Genomic DNA, 14,710 nt, shown 5'->3' with positions numbered 1-14,710 from the left:
AACTGTCGGCGGCGGCGTCCACAATGGGCGGGTGAGTGACCCCATCCTGGATGCCCTGGACCCCGAGCAGCGCCGCGTCGCCACGCTCCTCGAGTCGCCCGTGGTCGTGCTCGCGGGGGCCGGCACGGGCAAGACCCGTGCCATCACGCACCGCATCGCGTACGCCGTCAGCCAGGGCCGGTACCAGCCCGGTGCCACCCTGGCGGTCACCTTCACCACACGCGCCGCGGGGGAGATGCGGGCCCGCCTCTCCGCCCTCGGGGTACGTGGCGCGCAGGCCCGGACGATCCACTCCGCGGCGCTGCGGCAGTGCCAGTTCTTCTGGCCGCACGCCTACGGTGTGGAGTTCCCCCGGGTCGCGGAGAACACCTACGGCCTGGTCGCGCGCGCCGCCCATCAGGTGCTCGGGAAGTCCGAATCGGCGCTGGTGCGGGACCTGGACAGCGAGATCTCCTGGGCCAAGACCAGCAATGTCTCGGCCAGCCGCTACCCGGAGGTGGCGGGAGCCCGCTCGGTGGCCGGGGCCTCGGCGGCGCAGGTCTCGGCGGTGATGACGATCTACGAGAAGCAGAAGACCGGCGAGGGCAGCGTGGACTTCAACGACATCCTGATGTGCAACGCGGTGCTGCTCACCGAGCATCCGGAGATCGCGACAACCATCCGGCAGACGTACCGGCACTTCGTTGTCGACGAGTATCAGGACGTCTCGGCGCTGCAGCACCGCCTCATCACCCTCTGGGTGGACGGCCGCCAGGACGTGTGCGTGGTGGGGGATCCCAACCAGGCCATCCACTCCTTCGCCGGAGCGGACGCCTCGTATCTTCGCGGCTTCGCCACCGCTGTCGACGGCGCAGAGACGGTGCGCCTGTTCCGCAACTACCGCTCGACGCCGGAGGTGCTGTCGTCGGCGAACAAGGTGCTCCGGGTCCGGGCCGGGGGGCCGGGAGCCCTCACGCCCACGAAGGCCTCCGGTCCCAGGCCGACTTTCGCCGGCTACCCGGACGAGGCGGCGGAGGCCTCGGCCGTCGCGGACTGGTTGCGGGACGTGCACGCCCGCGGGTCCCGGTGGTCCGAGTTGGCGGTCCTGTACCGGATCAACGCCCAGTCACCCTCACTTGAAGCCGCCCTCAGCGAGCGGGGCATCCCGTACTCCGTGCGGGGCACTGAGAAGTTCTACGACAGGGCCGAGGTCCGTCAGGCCATGCTGGAGTTCGGCCGCCACACCGAGCGGGCGGCGGACTCCCCAGCGGTGGACACCATGGAGGCGGTGCTGACCGGCCTCGGATGGCGGACGGAGGCGCCGTCGGGTCAGGGTCGGCAGCGGGAACGCTGGGAATCCCTCACGGCGCTGCGAACCATGGTGGCCGAGGAGGCCGCCAAGCATGACACATGGCCCGCTGAGCGCGCCACGGAATGGTTGCGGGAGCGCGCCTCGTGGCAGTCGGCTCCCGTGGCGGATGCGGTGACGCTGACCACTCTTCACGGCGCCAAGGGCCTGGAGTGGGATGGGGTGGCCATCGTCGGGGTGCGCGAGGGCATGATCCCCTTCGTCCTCAGCCAGGAGGAGCCGGCGCTGTCCGAGGAGCGTCGGCTGCTCTACGTCGGCTTCACCCGAGCCAAGAAGGAGCTGCGCGTGAGCTGGGCGGCCGGCCGGGGGAGCGCCACGCGCTCCCGGTTCATCGCGGACCAGGTCTCCGGACCCGCCACGGTCAGCAGGGCGCCGAAGCAGAGGACCACCTCGGTACGTTCCCGCACCTGCAGAGTCTGTGGATCCCAGCTGCACACCCCGGCGGAGCGGAAGCTCAGCCGGCACGAGGGATGCGAGGTCAACTACGACGAAGGCCTGTTCGAGGCGCTCCGCGCGTGGCGCAAGCTGACCGCCGAGGAGGCGTCCGTGCCCGCCTTCGTGGTGTTCACCGACGCCACGCTGCAGGCCATCGCCGAGGCCGCGCCCTCCTCCGAGGGGGAGCTGCTGCGGCTGCCGGGGATCGGGAAGGTGAAGGCGGAGCGTTACGGCGGAGGGGCCCTGGAGGTCATCCGGGGGCATCAGGGCTGAGCGCATCCCGCCGCCCGGCAGTCCGGCAGCCGCTGCCAGCCCACGAGACTGAGCCCGGGCCGGCCGAGCTGCCAGGCCCAGCTCAACGCCACCAGGTCCGTGCTCCCGCGGACGATGGCGTGCGCCTGGAGGGCCGCCCAAGAACTCGCCCAGCTGACCAGTGCCCGGTGGGCGCCGGGCGCCTGAGGCCCACTCCGGTGGGCGAGGCAGGCGGGGCAGGGACCGAGCCCGGGCGACACGAAGGGGCCCACCGCGGCCGCGGCGGCGTCCCACGCCACGTGCAGCGCACCGGTTCCGGCCGCGTACGCTTCCGCCTCGAGCGGCAGCTGGGCGCCCGGTGGGGAGGCGAAGACGATGAGCCGCGCGTCGAGCGTCACCCCAGGGTTCCGCAGGGCATCCTCAGGGGCGACCGGAACGGGCCGCAGGTGCGCGCGGCGCAGGGCGACGGAGAGGGGGTGGATGGCTTGCGGCGCACCCACCACCGAAACGAGGGGATCGGACACGTCACCAGCCTCATGGTCGAGACGATCCTCAGCCAGTCCGGGCCGGGTCACGACGACACCTGGGGTGAAGCGGACAACATCGTCCCGGGAGTGGACAACACAATGGGGCGGTGCCGATGGCGACCGCCCCATTGGAAGCCCGCATGGGGGCCAGTGGTGACCTTGCTCAGGCCTTGCCGAGGATGCGGTTGAGGTTCGTGCCGCACTCGGGGCACTTGCCCTTGGCCATCTTGGTGCCCTTGGCATTAACGACGACCTCGCCCTTGGCGTCGCGCTTCTCCTTGCACTTGACGCAGTAGAAGGAGCCTTCCCAGATCTCCGTAGCCATGTTTTCCTCCTTGTTGGGGTGGCTGCCCAAATCGGCAGCCGCGGTTTCACTCTAGGCGCAGCCCGGTGCACTCACAACGAGACACTCCGGCTGAACGCGTGGAGTCCCGGCCGCTCGATCCGCCTTCCCCTGCGTAACGAGCCACCGGGACTCACGCGCCCCAGTTAAGCGCTCCGGGCGCTGCCGCGTCAAGAACCGCTGGAAGGGATCAGGCCCCGGGGCCCTCGAGCAGCCTGCGCAGTTCCCTGTCCATGGCATCCTCGACGGGCTCCACGGGCGCCACCCCCGTGGCGAAGGACAAGGGGTCGGCGAGGTGGGCTGCGGTGGGAAGCATGTCCGGGTGGTCCCAGACGGCGTCGCGACCCTCGAGCCCGCGGTGGTGCTCCACGGCGGCCCAGAGGTTCTTGGCGTCCCGCACCAGCCTGGGCCGCAGGTCCAGCCCCAGCAGCTCGGCGAACACTCCCGTGACGGGCGTGTTGGAGGCGCGGCGGCGGTGCATGACCTCCTCCAACTGTGCGGCGTTGGGCATCCAGGGGCCCGCCGCCCTGGCCACGACGTGGTCCACCCAGCCCTCCACCAGCGCCAGCAGCACTTCGAGCCGGTGCAGGATCTCCACCTGGGTGGGGGTGCTGGCCGGCTGGAAGAACGACCCGCGCACGGATTCGCCGACCGCGACGACATCTTCGATGGAGAGGTTCTGCAGGTTCTCGGGCTGGAACTGGCTCGCGATGGAGTCGAAGTCGATGCTGATCTCGCGGGCGAAGTGCGCCAGTAGCGCGCTCAGCTGCGGAGACAGCCATCCGACGTGGTGGAACAGGCGTTGCCGCGCGGCCTCACGGAGCAGGAGGAACAGCGTCACGTCACGCTCGCTGGCGTCGAGGTCTGCCGTGAAAGCGGCCACGTTGGCGGGGATGAGCACCACGTCCGGTGAGCCGAGCAGGTTGAACCCGATCTCGGTGCCGGTGAGGATGTCGCCTGCCACCTTCGCCAACTCGCGCTTGAGCCTGTCGCGGTAGATCAGGGACGCCGACTGCTTCATCATGGGCGCGAGGAAGGCCCCCATGGGCTCCATCTCCTTGCCGGCGTCGTCGACGGTGCCGCGCTTGAGTGCCTCGGCGAGTCCGTCGATGATGGGTTCGATCACAGCGCGCCAGCCGGGGCCCGTCTCGTCCAGCCAGGCGCCGCGGGTGAGGCCGCGGGCCGGGCGGCCCGTCTCGGGGAAGGACGTCTGCGGTGTCAGCCACGCCTGGGCGAGGCGCTCGGTGTCCGCGATGAGGGTCTTCTCCTCAGGACGCAGCTCGGGGTCCGACCCCGCCGGCGAGGCCAGCTGCCTGGCGGCCGTCAGTGTGGTGCGCCACGCGGCGTCCGGGTCCCGGTCCGCGTTGGTCAGCCCGAACATGGCGCCGCCGCCGGATTGTTGAAGACGCTGGACGTGGGCGAGCAACTCGTCGAGGTTGAGCTGGTCGGCGTCGCCGAAACCCATCTGTTCGAGCATCTTGCGCAACTGCTCGAAGTCGAAGGATCCGAACGGGTCAGGGTTGGACATCAAGTGACCTCCTCCTGGTCCATTCTTCCGCATGGAGCAAGCGCCGCGCGACGGCTTGCCGCCCCTTGCTAGGGTGATCTGGTAGCTGCAGGAGGGAGTGTCGGTGTCGCGCAACGCTGTGGCGATCGTGTCCTCGCTCCTGTTCGTGGCCCTGGCGGCGCTGCTGGTGGTGCTGCCCGTGCCTTATGTCGCCTGGCGGCCCGGCCAGACCATCGACGTCCTCGGCTCCGCGGAGGACGTCCCCGTCATCGAGGTGTCCGGGCTTCCGACGTTCGAGACGGACGGCAGCCTGCTCATGACGACGGTGTCCACCACCCGGGCGGACTCCTCCCTGAGCCTGCCCGAGGCCGTGTTCGTCTACCTCTCCAACGACTCCGACGCCATGCCGCGCGAGGTCATCTACCCTCCGGGCAAGACCACGGACCAGGTGCGCAACGAAGCCGTGGCCATGATGGACAAGTCCAGGATCAACGCGACGGTGGCCGCGCTCCGCGCCGCCGGCGTCGCCGTGACGGAGCTGCCGCGCGTTGAGAGCGTTGTGCTCTCCGGACCCAGCGCGGACCGGCTCGAGCCAGGTGACCTGCTCACGGCCGTCGACGACATCGCCATGAAGACCCGCGAGGACGTGATCGCTCAGGTCGGGACGCACGCGGTGGGCGACGTCATCGTCTTCACGGTGCTGCGCGACGGGCAGGAGGTCACCGTCAGCGTCACCGCCAGTGCCAGCCCCACGGACTCCCGCCGCGCCGTCGTCGGCGTCAGCCTGGACACGGGCTACCGGTACTCGCCGCAGATCCAGTTCGGCGTGGACCAGTCCGTCACCGGCCCGAGCGCAGGCTTGGTGTTCGCCCTGGGCCTTTACGAGCGCATCACCGAGGGCCACCTGATCAACGACGCCGTGGTGGCGGGCACCGGCGAGATCGATCCGAACGGCCGTGTGACGAAGATCGGCGCCGTGCGCGAGAAGATCAAGGGTGCGGAGCGGGACGGCGGCACCGTCTTCCTCGTGCCCGAGGGGAACTGCGCGGATGTGGGCAACCTGGACACCGACGTGCTGCTGGTGACCGTGAGCACGCTCAAGGACGCCATCGCGGCGCTCCAACTCATCAACGAAGGAAACACCGCGGAGGTGCCCACCTGTGGCTGACTCGTCCAAGCTCATCGCCTGCCTCATGGATGTGGAACGCCATGTATCCACCTCGGGGTGGGACCAGCCGGCGCGGCTGTTCGCCCTCGTCACCACCCAGACGCTGCTGGAGGTGGAGCCCCAGCTGCGGGGGCGGGTCCCCGAGGGCTCTGACGATGCGCTGACGGCCATCGAGCAGGAGGACTTCCAGGCCACGGACAACGTGGTCAAGCGCCTGTCGAGTATCTTCTGGCCGGACACCGTCGAGGGCTGCGCGCTGGCGATGGAACGCGCCTTCCTCGCCCCGGAGCATGAGGGCGAACTGCCCGATGATGCGGAGGAGGCCGCAGCGTTCGTGGCCGCCCATCCGGAGAAGACCGATGTGCGGATCGTGGTGGGCGTCCTGCGCGACGGGACCCGCCACGGGCTCGCCCGCCTCGTGACCAATCCAGAGGACCTCCTCGGCGCGGAGGACCTCGTCCCCGGGCTCACGGAGGCCCTCGTCGACACGTTCAGGAGTGAACAAGCGTGACCGCTCATCCCTTGGATCCCGATGCCCCCGCGGGCCGCGGCCCCCTCCTGTGGACCATCCTGATCGTCGGCGCGCTGGCGCTGGCGGGCGTCATCTCGGCCCGGGTGGTCACGGACTACCTGTGGTTCCGCAGCTTCAACTTCCAGACGGTGTTCACGACGCAGTTGGCCGCACGCGTCGGCCTGCTCGTCGTGTTCGGCCTGCTCCTGGCCGCCGTCGTGTTCTTCAGCCAGGTGATCGCCTACCGGCTGCGCCCGAAGGTGCGCCGGGCCAACCTGGACTCGGAGTTCCTGATCCAGCTGCGCGACGCTCTGGACCGCAGATCGAAGATGTTGATGGCCGTGCCCGCCGTGGTGCTGGGCATCCTGGGCGGCATGACGGCGTCGGGGATGACGGACACGTTCCTGGCCTGGTGGCACGCCACCGATTTCGGGTGGGACGACCCGTACTTCGGGCTGGACGCGGGCTACTACGTGTTCACTCAGCCGTGGCTGAGGTTCGTCGTCGGCTATCTGCTCTTCGCGCTGATCGCCGGAGCGTTCGCCGCGGGTGCCGTGCACTTCATGACGGGTGCGTTGAACTCCTCTGCCATGCGCGGCCGCGGCAACTCGGCCGCCGGTGTGGGGGCGCAGCGCCACCTGTCCATCATGCTCGGCATCATCATGCTGCTCATCGCGGCCAACGCCGTGCTGGACAGGTTCGGCCTCAGCCTCGTGGCCAACAAGAATTTCACGGGCCTCGGCTACACGGATTTCACCACCCGGGTGCCCGTGGCCGCGATCATCGCCATGATCTGCGTGATCGTGGCCGTTCTCGCCTTCGTCAACGCCTGGCTGCTGCGTTGGAGCATCCCGGGCGCGGGCATCGCGCTGCTGGTGGTGTCCTCGCTGCTCCTGTCCATGCTCTACCCGTGGATCGTGCAGAGCTTCGAGGTGACTCCCGACGAGGCGGAGAAGGAACGTCCCTACATCGCCAACAACATCGACGCCACGCGCTTCGCGTACGGCATCGAGGACGTGGAGATCGAGGACTACGAGGCCACCACGCTGGCCGGCGCGGGGCAGCTGCGGCAGGATGCGGAGGCGCTCCCGGCCATCAGGCTGATCGACCCCACCGTCGTTCCGGCGGCCTTCGAGCAGCTCCAGCAGGTGCGCGGCTACTACACGTTCCCCGACACCCTGGACATCGACCGCTACGTCATCGGGGGCAAGGCCACTGACTCCGTGGTGGCGGTGCGTGAGCTGGACCTCAATTCGGTCGAGTCCGGTGACACGTGGAACAACCGCCGCACCGTCTACACCCACGGCTACGGCATGGTGGCGGCCTACGGTAACCAGCGCAAGGCCAACGGCGAGCCCGTGTTCTTCTCCGGGGGCATCCCCACCGTCGGCACGCTGCCGGAGCACGAGCCCCGCATCTACTTCGGCGAGGCCACCAACTACTACGTCGTCGTCGGTGCGCCGGAGGGTCTGGATCCCGTCGAGCTGGACACCCCGTCGGGCGGCGAGGGACGCACCGAATCCCTGTATACCTACACGGGGGACGGCGGCGTGCCGATCGGGAACCCGCTGGTGCGCACGGCCTTCGCCATCCGCTTCGGCGACATCAACCTGATGCTCTCGGACCGGGTCAACGACGAGTCGCGGATCCTGCACGACCGGATTCCGGTTCAGCGCGTGCAGGAGGCGGCGCCGTGGCTGACGGTGGATTCGGATCCGTTCCCCAGCGTCGTCGACGGCCGCATCGTGTGGATCATCGACGCCTACACCACCACCGACAACTTCCCCAACTCGATGCGCAGCGACTGGACGCAGTCCATCTCCGATTCGCGCACCTCGGCCGACCGGCTGCTCATGGGCCAGCAGGTCAACTACGTCCGCAACTCGGTCAAGGCCACTGTCGACGCCTACGACGGCACCGTCACGCTCTACGAGTGGGACGAGGAAGACCCCATCCTCAAGACGTGGGAGAAGGTGTATCCGGGGGTCATCACACCGAAGGACCAGATCTCCCAGGAGCTGCTGGAGCACCTGCGCTACCCGCAGGACCTGTTCAAGGCGCAGCGGGAGATCCTCGGCCGGTACCACACCACCAGCGCCAACACCTGGTACCGCCAGACGGACATCTGGCAGGTCCCCAACGACCCGGTGCGCGCCGGCCAGCAGGGGCTGAAGGAGCCGCCGTACTTCCTCACCATCCGGTGGCCGAACGACGAGGCTCCCCACTTCGCCAACACCACCGTGTTCGTGCCGAAGGACCGCGAGAACCTCAGCGTGTACATGTCCGTCAACGCGGATGCCACCACGGAGGACTACGGGCGCATGAGGGTGCTGAAGCTCTCGGATGCCGAACAGATCGCCGGCCCCGGCCAGACGTACAACTTCATCGCGACCAATCCACTGGTCGCGGACAAGCTGCTGCCGTTCAACAGGCAGGGCGCGTCGGCGGCGGCCATCTACGGCAACCTGCTGACGCTGCCGTTGGGTGGCGGGCTGCTGTACGTGCAGCCCATCTTCACGCAGACCACGGGGACCACGGGCGCCTACCCGGCGCTGCGCTTCATCGTGGTGCGATTCGGTGAGCAGATCGGCATCGGCGAGACGCTGCAGTCGGCGCTGGACCAGGTGTTCCAGGGCGACGCGGGCGCCGATACCGGCGAGCAGCCGGTCGACGAGCCGGCGATCGACCCGGGCGAGCCGTCGTCGCCGGAGGACGCACAGGTGCGGGCGCGCAACTTCCTCAACGAGGCGCAGGCGTTGTTCGCCTCGGCGGACCAGGCGTTGCGCGACGGCGACCTGGCGGTCTTCCAGGCGAAGATGAGGGCCGCCGAGGCGAAGATCGAGGAGGCCGCCGACGCGCTGGGCTGATCGGCCTCAGCCGCGCAGATCCACGATCTCGGCGTCCAGGCCGATGGCCGCCAGAGCCGGCACCAGGGCGTCCGCGTCCCCCGCGATCGCGACTGTGGTGCCCGAGGGTGTCACCTCCGCGCGGAAGGCCGCCGTCGACTCCTCGGCGGTCACGACCGCCAGGTCGGCGTAGTGGTCGTTGAGATAGCCGGGCCGCAGGCCCGCGGCGGCCAGAGCTGAGGCCTGGTCCACGATGTCGGCGGACGTCTCGTTGGCGAGCGGGGCCACACCGATCAGGTAGCGCCGGGCGTCGTCGATCTCCTCGGCGCTGAACGGTTCACGCACGGCCAGACCGTCGAGGAGGCGGGCGACGGAGTCCGCCGCGACCTCCGTGCGGACGCTTCCCCCCACGGTGAAGAGTCCCTCGTCCGTGCCGGGGGAGAAGCCGCCCCCGATGCCGTAGGTGTAGCCGAGGCGCTCCCGCAGCTCAAGGTTGAGCCGGCTGGCGAATGCGCCCACCAGCGCGTGGCCGGCCAGGCGCAGCGGCGCCCAGCGGGGATCCTGCCGGGTGACGCTCCGGCGACCCATGACCACCGTGGCCTGCACGGCGTCCGGCTGGTCCACCACGACGATGCGTGGCGCCTGTGAGGGCGCGGGCGCGACGGGGACCTGCTGGCCACCGGCGGCGGCCCAGGACCCCAGCGCCGTGATGGCTTCGGCCGAGGTGAAGTCTCCGGCGATGATGAGGGTGGCGCCTGCTGGCGAGAAGTGCGCGGCGTGCCACAGCCGGGCGTGCTCGGGGGTGATGGCCGTGAGGGTCGTCGGGGTTCCGGCGGCCGGCCGGCCGTCTCGATGCTCCGGGCCGAACAGCTCGCGCCGCAGCGCCAGCCGGGCCGCGGACGACGGTGAGGCGAGTTTCGACTCGTAGTCGGCCACCTGTGCCTCCACGTGGTGGGCCACGTCGCGCTCCGCGAAGGCGGGCTCGCTGAGCACCTCCGTGAACAACGGCAGCACCCGGGCGAGCCTGCGCGAGGGTGCCTGGCCGCCCAGGGTGGTGTAGCGCTGGCGGGCCGTGCCGTGCAGGGTGGCGCCCTGGTCCTCCAGGAGCTCCCCGATGGCACCGTCCGGGTGCGTGCGGGTGCCCTCGTCGATGGCGTGGAGCGCCACCGTCGCGACCCCCTCCAGGTTCCGCGGCTCGGCGGTCAGGGGGGCGGGCAGGACCACCTCGAAGGTGGCGATGTGCTGCCCCGGCAGGTGGAAGTGCCACACGGTCATCCCCGAGTCCAAGGTGGTGATGGTGGGGGTGGGGAACTGCCAGGGCAGGCCGAGGGTGACGTCTGGGCGGTTCATCGGGAGGCCTCCGCGGCGTAGTGGAGATGGTGGGCCGACGGGGGCGCGAGCCAGCGCCCGGCCGCGGCCGCGATGTCGGCGCCGGTGAGCGCCACGACGTCGGCGAGATGGGTGTTGACGTCCTCGGGTGAGCCGTGGATGAGCCAGGCCTCGTTGATCGCGTCCGCGCGTCCGCCGGTGGTGGCCAGGTCCCAGAGCCAGTCCCGCTCGTACTGGGCGACGGCGCGGGCGAGCTCCTCGTCAGTGGGGCCCTCGGCGGCGAACCTGGCCACCTCGTCGTTGATGGCACGGGACAGCTGGCCCAGGCTCACGCCCTCGGCGGGGCGGCCGAGCAGCGCCGCGATGGACGGCGCGGAGCGGTGCGTCAGGGACGCGCTGTGCACCTCGTGGGCCACGTCGCCGTGCCGGACGAGGGCGCGGTGCAGGCGGGACGTGTGTCCCTCGGCGAGCACCGACAGCGCGAGGTCGATGGCGGGCTGGTCGACGTGCGCCGCCGGTGGGGTGGCCCAGGAGAGGTAGGCCAGGGAGTGGGGCACGTGGCGCGTGACCTCCACCGTCGAGGGTTCTCCCCGAGACGGGTCGGTGACGTCGGCCCGTCGGGCGGCGGCCCTGCTGGGCAGGCGGCCGAAGTGCTTCTCCGCCAGCTCGATCCCTTCGGCGGCGGTGAGGGGGCCACACAGCACCAGGCGCACGTTGGCCGGCCGGTACCAGGCGTCGAAGAACTCGGCCACGTCCGCCAGGGAGGCGGCGTCGAGGTCCGCCATGGACCCGATGGTGAGGTGCCCGTACGGATGCTCGGCCGGGAAGTGCTGTGCGGTCAGCAGCTCCAGGAGGTCGCCGTAGGGCTGGTTGTCGTAGCGCTGCCGCTTCTCCTCCTTGACCACCTGCCGCTGGGCCTCGAAATTGGCCGGCGTGATGGCGAGGGACGCGAACCGGTCCGCCTCCAGCCACAGCGCAAGGTCCAGGGCGCCTCGTGGAACCGTCTCGAAGTAGTTGGTGCGGTCCGTGGAGGTGGTGGCGTTGACCGTGCCGCCCAGGGACTCGACGGTGGACATGTGCTCGCCGCTGGCCACGTTGGCCGATCCCTGGAACATGAGGTGCTCGAAGAGGTGCGCGAATCCGGTCTTGCCGGGGCTCTCATCCGCCGAGCCCACCTCCACCCACAGGTTCACCGCGACCCCGGGAGCTCCGGGATCCGGTGCGACGACGACCTGAAGGCCGTTGTCGAGGCGGGCTTGGGTGAGCTCGTACTGCAGGGCGGCCTCGGTCATGCGCGCAAGGCTAGCCCACGGCGTCGGGCCGGCCAGGCGCTCAATGGAGGGCGCCGTCGGCTGGGCCGACGGTCCATTCGTGGAAGCGCACGACCAGCCCCGCCCTCGTCGGCGCGCATGTGAACGGGCCGGCCGCCGCGCGGGCGTCGCGCGGGAAGGGAGCCACCCGTACCAGCAGCAGTTCCTCGCCGTCGAGGCCGGCGCGTACCGTCAGGGCGTCACCCGAGCGGGAGACGCGCACCCTCACCCGCCGGTCGTGCCACGCGTCCATCGGGGCGGTCGACCAGTCCGAGACCGGGTTGGTCACGACGGCGCCGAGCTGTGGGTGGCCGTCGGCGAACTCGACGCCGGCCTTGACCCAGCAGTCCGCGGCGGCCATTACGAAGAGGCCGGCCTGGTCGAACTGCTCCGCGTAGTCCGCGGTGAACACGACCTCCATGGCGGTGTCCTGCCGGAAGGGGGCGACGAGGGCGTGCTCGTTGTCGTGGATGAAGCCGTAGGAGGTGACCCGCCAGGCGTCGGATCCCTGCACCGCGGCCACCACCAGGTCGGTGCCGTCCTCGCGCGAGTCCGCGGGGGGTGTGGTCCAGGTCCCGGAAGCCCAGGCCAGCTCGGTTTTCTCCATGGACGTCACGGTAGCGGCGCGCGGGCGTCGCCGGAGCGGAGTAGGTTTTGTTGCATGAAGTATCGCTATCTGGGTAACTCGGGCCTGAAGATCACCGAGCTGACGTACGGCAACTGGCTGACCCACGGCTCGCAGGTGGAGGCGGACACCGCCACGGCCTGCGTGCGCGCCGCGCTGGAGCACGGCATCACGTCGTTCGACACCGCAGACGTCTATGCCAACACGGCGGCCGAGGTGGTGCTCGGCGAGGCGTTGAAGGGTGAGCGCCGCGAATCGCTGGAGATTTTCACGAAGGTCTACTGGCCGGTGGGTCCGAAGGGGCCCAACGACACGGGGCTGTCCCGCAAGCACATCATGGAGGGCATCAACGGCTCCCTCGAACGCCTGCAGACGGACTACGTGGATCTCTACCAGGCTCACCGCTACGACGTGGAGACGCCGTTGGAGGAGACGATGGTGGCCTTCGCCGATGTCGTCCGCCAGGGCAAGGCGCTCTACATCGGTGTGTCCGAGTGGCCGGCGGACAAGATCCGTGAGGCGGCCCGGTTCGCCAAGGAACTCAAGATCCCGTTCGTGTCCAACCAGCCGCAGTACTCGATGCTGTGGCGGGTCATCGAGGACGAGGTGGTGCCCGCGTCGCAGGAGGTGGGCGTCTCGCAGATCGTGTGGTCGCCCATCGCGCAGGGCGTGCTGACCGGCAAGTACCTGCCCGGCCAGCCGGCGCCGGAGGGTTCGCGGGCCACCGACACCAAGGGCGGCCAGAGCATGATCAGTCGTTGGATGCGCGACGACGTCCTCACCCGGGTGCAGGGCCTCAAGCCGATCGCCGACGAGCTGGGCCTCAGCATGGCGCAGATGGCGGTGGCGTGGGTGCTGCAGAACGACAACGTGGCGGCTGCCATCATCGGCGCCTCCCGCCCCGAGCAGATCGCCGAGAACGTCAAGGCAAGCGGGGTGGAGATCCCCGACGAGCTGATGACGCGGATCGACGACGTGCTGGGTGACCTCGTCGAGCGTGACCCGGCCAAGACGTCCGTCCCCGAGGCGCGGCCGGCCTGACTTCCGCCCCCGCGTCGCTCGCGATTCGTGGTGCCTCACTGTCAAGTCCCCGGATAGTGGGGGGCCGTGCCTCACATAGTTTTCCCCGTGTAACGGGTTAGCTGGCTCGGGTCTTGAGGACACCGGGGGTGGGTGCTTTCCAGGTGATCTGGTCTTGGAGTCGCCGTGTTTTCCCGGCGGCGAGTCGGGTGAGTTCGTGTTGGATCTCGGTGATGGCGCGGGCGATCGCGGCGGGTTGCAGGGTGGCTTTGTAGGCGGCGAGTTCGGCTTCTTGGGCGGAGCTGAGGACGCCGGCGGCCAGCAGCCGCTGATACGGGGAGCGGGGCTGGTCGTAGAGCCTCTTGCGTCGCCCGATGGTGTCGGTGGACCAGCCGACGGGTTTCTTGGTCGGGGTGAAGAAGTTGAGTCGGTCGTTGACCAGGGTCCAGAGCTGGTTGAGCAGCGTCAGCTCGGTAGGGGTGTCGTAGCGGTGGTAGAAGCCGTAGCGGCGCACGAGGTGGTTGTTCTTCGACTCGATGGTGGCCTGGTCGTTCTTCTTGTAGGGCCTTGAGCGGGTGAAGAACACGTCGCGTTGGCCGGCCCAGTCGATGAGTTGGTGGTTGATGAACTCAGAGCCGTTGTCGCTGTCGATGCCGGTCACGGCGAACGGTACCTGGTCGATGAGCAGGTCGAACGCGCTCCGGATGTGGATGTGGGCGTTGTTGCGGATCGCGTGGGTGAAGGTCCAGCCGGTGTGCATGTCGGTGAAGTTGACGCTGCGGGCGAACTCTCCTTGCAGGGTGGGGCCGCAGTGGGCGACGGTGTCGACCTCGAAGAACCCGGGTTCGGCTTCGACCTCGTCACCGGCTTTGCGGATCTGGATCGAGTTGCGAAGCAGGCTTCCCTGCCTCGTGGCGGACTTCCCGCGGAGTGGGTCTGTGGCTCGGGCAGGGGCCAGGTAGCGGTCGATCGTGGCCGGCGACATCGACTCGAGTTCGGCTCTGACCTCAGCGCTGTACCGATCCTGGCCGGAGACCAGGGAGCCTTCGGTTTCCATTGCGTCGAGCCAGTCGGTCATCGCAACAGCGAGGTACTTGCCGCAGCTGCCCCCGGCAGTGGCCCAGACCAGTTGAAGGACCTTGATCGCATCGTAGGAGTACTTCCGCGGTTTGGTCTTGCGGCGGTCGATCACTGCGACGGTGGCAACCGCCCGACCGGGGGCCTGTTTCAGCCGGGCGACCAGCTGTTGACGGGCGTGATCACGGTTCCAGCCGGTGACCTCGACCACGTGGTCCAGGATCACGCTCTTGCCCTTCCTCGGGGCCGCGGCGTAGGCCTGGGCGTACTTCTTCGTGACTTCGAACCGGGCTGCCATCGACAGCTTCTCCTCAACCTCCACACCCCATCGTGGCCAGCCTCCACGTTCGCGGGGAAAAGTGTGTGAGGCACGGCCCCTACGTACGCGGGGACTATGTGTGAGTCTCGTCGC

The 14,710-nt window shown here is 69.4% G+C and carries 12 protein-coding genes; 5 read left to right on the top strand and 7 right to left on the bottom strand.

All coding sequences use genetic code 11. From position 1 onward, the window contains the following. Positions 1-31 precede the first annotated feature (31 nt). Positions 32-2,056 (top strand): ATP-dependent DNA helicase UvrD2, encoded by a 2,025-nt coding sequence (locus tag ACZK5N_RS04275; RefSeq protein ID WP_459019566.1) that lies wholly within the window; start codon positions 32-34, stop codon positions 2,054-2,056. Here the strand turns inward: ACZK5N_RS04275 and ACZK5N_RS04270 are convergent. The 3 genes from ACZK5N_RS04270 to ACZK5N_RS04260 form a co-directional block, all read right to left on the bottom strand. Continuing rightward, positions 2,047-2,559 carry a hypothetical protein gene (locus ACZK5N_RS04270; RefSeq protein ID WP_459019567.1) on the bottom strand — a complete coding sequence of 171 codons (513 nt, stop codon included), beginning with the start codon at positions 2,557-2,559 and terminating at the stop codon, positions 2,047-2,049. The genes ACZK5N_RS04275 and ACZK5N_RS04270 overlap by 10 nt on opposite strands. A 166-nt stretch (positions 2,560-2,725) precedes the next feature. Then, complete coding sequence (locus ACZK5N_RS04265; RefSeq protein ID WP_176715192.1) at positions 2,726-2,887, bottom strand: DUF5679 domain-containing protein; 162 nt, start codon at positions 2,885-2,887, stop codon at positions 2,726-2,728. A gap of 208 nt (positions 2,888-3,095) precedes the next feature. Next, positions 3,096-4,433 (bottom strand): zinc-dependent metalloprotease, encoded by a 1,338-nt coding sequence (locus ACZK5N_RS04260; RefSeq protein ID WP_459019568.1) that lies wholly within the window; start codon positions 4,431-4,433, stop codon positions 3,096-3,098. Between the two features lie 103 nt (positions 4,434-4,536). On the opposite strand from ACZK5N_RS04260, the gene ACZK5N_RS04255 reads away from it, so the two are divergent. The 3 genes from ACZK5N_RS04255 to ACZK5N_RS04245 are packed head-to-tail and all read left to right on the top strand — an operon-like array spanning position 4,537 to position 8,958. After that, positions 4,537-5,580 (top strand): YlbL family protein, encoded by a 1,044-nt coding sequence (locus tag ACZK5N_RS04255; RefSeq protein WP_459019569.1) that lies wholly within the window; start codon positions 4,537-4,539, stop codon positions 5,578-5,580. After that, a complete protein-coding gene (locus tag ACZK5N_RS04250) occupies positions 5,573-6,091 on the top strand; it encodes a PPA1309 family protein (protein WP_459019570.1) in 519 nt (172 codons plus the stop codon). The genes ACZK5N_RS04255 and ACZK5N_RS04250 overlap by 8 nt, the downstream gene beginning before the upstream one ends. Further along, positions 6,088-8,958 (top strand): UPF0182 family membrane protein, encoded by a 2,871-nt coding sequence (locus ACZK5N_RS04245; protein WP_459019571.1) that lies wholly within the window; start codon positions 6,088-6,090, stop codon positions 8,956-8,958. Before ACZK5N_RS04250 ends, ACZK5N_RS04245 begins: the two co-directional genes overlap by 4 nt. 6 nt (positions 8,959-8,964) lie before the next feature. Here the strand turns inward: ACZK5N_RS04245 and ACZK5N_RS04240 are convergent, their stop codons facing one another. Genes ACZK5N_RS04240 through ACZK5N_RS04230 form a run of 3 tightly spaced genes read right to left on the bottom strand, consistent with a single transcriptional unit; the run spans position 8,965 to position 12,183 of the window. Continuing rightward, on the bottom strand, positions 8,965-10,287 hold the full coding sequence (locus ACZK5N_RS04240) for a M16 family metallopeptidase (RefSeq protein ID WP_459019572.1): 1,323 nt from the start codon (positions 10,285-10,287) through the stop codon (positions 8,965-8,967). Beyond that, the gene (locus ACZK5N_RS04235; RefSeq protein WP_459019573.1) at positions 10,284-11,558 is read right to left on the bottom strand and encodes a M16 family metallopeptidase; all 1,275 of its coding nucleotides are present in this window, start codon (positions 11,556-11,558) and stop codon (positions 10,284-10,286) included. The genes ACZK5N_RS04240 and ACZK5N_RS04235 overlap by 4 nt, the downstream gene beginning before the upstream one ends. A 40-nt stretch (positions 11,559-11,598) precedes the next feature. After that, entirely contained in the window at positions 11,599-12,183 is a 585-nt protein-coding gene (locus ACZK5N_RS04230; protein ID WP_459019574.1) for a DUF1349 domain-containing protein, read from the bottom strand. A 54-nt stretch (positions 12,184-12,237) separates the two neighbouring features. On the opposite strand from ACZK5N_RS04230, the gene ACZK5N_RS04225 reads away from it, so the two are divergent. Next, a complete protein-coding gene (locus ACZK5N_RS04225) occupies positions 12,238-13,242 on the top strand; it encodes an aldo/keto reductase family protein (RefSeq protein ID WP_459019575.1) in 1,005 nt (334 codons plus the stop codon). A 97-nt stretch (positions 13,243-13,339) separates the two neighbouring features. On the opposite strand, the gene ACZK5N_RS04220 is transcribed toward ACZK5N_RS04225, so the two are convergent. Beyond that, a complete protein-coding gene (locus ACZK5N_RS04220; protein ID WP_459017860.1) occupies positions 13,340-14,596 on the bottom strand; it encodes an integrase catalytic domain-containing protein in 1,257 nt (418 codons plus the stop codon). Positions 14,597-14,710 lie beyond the last annotated feature (114 nt).

It is taken from the genome of Tessaracoccus pujii (assembly GCF_055326215.1).
Note: the sequence above shows the minus strand (reverse complement) of the source record. Positions and strands in the feature narration are given on the sequence as shown.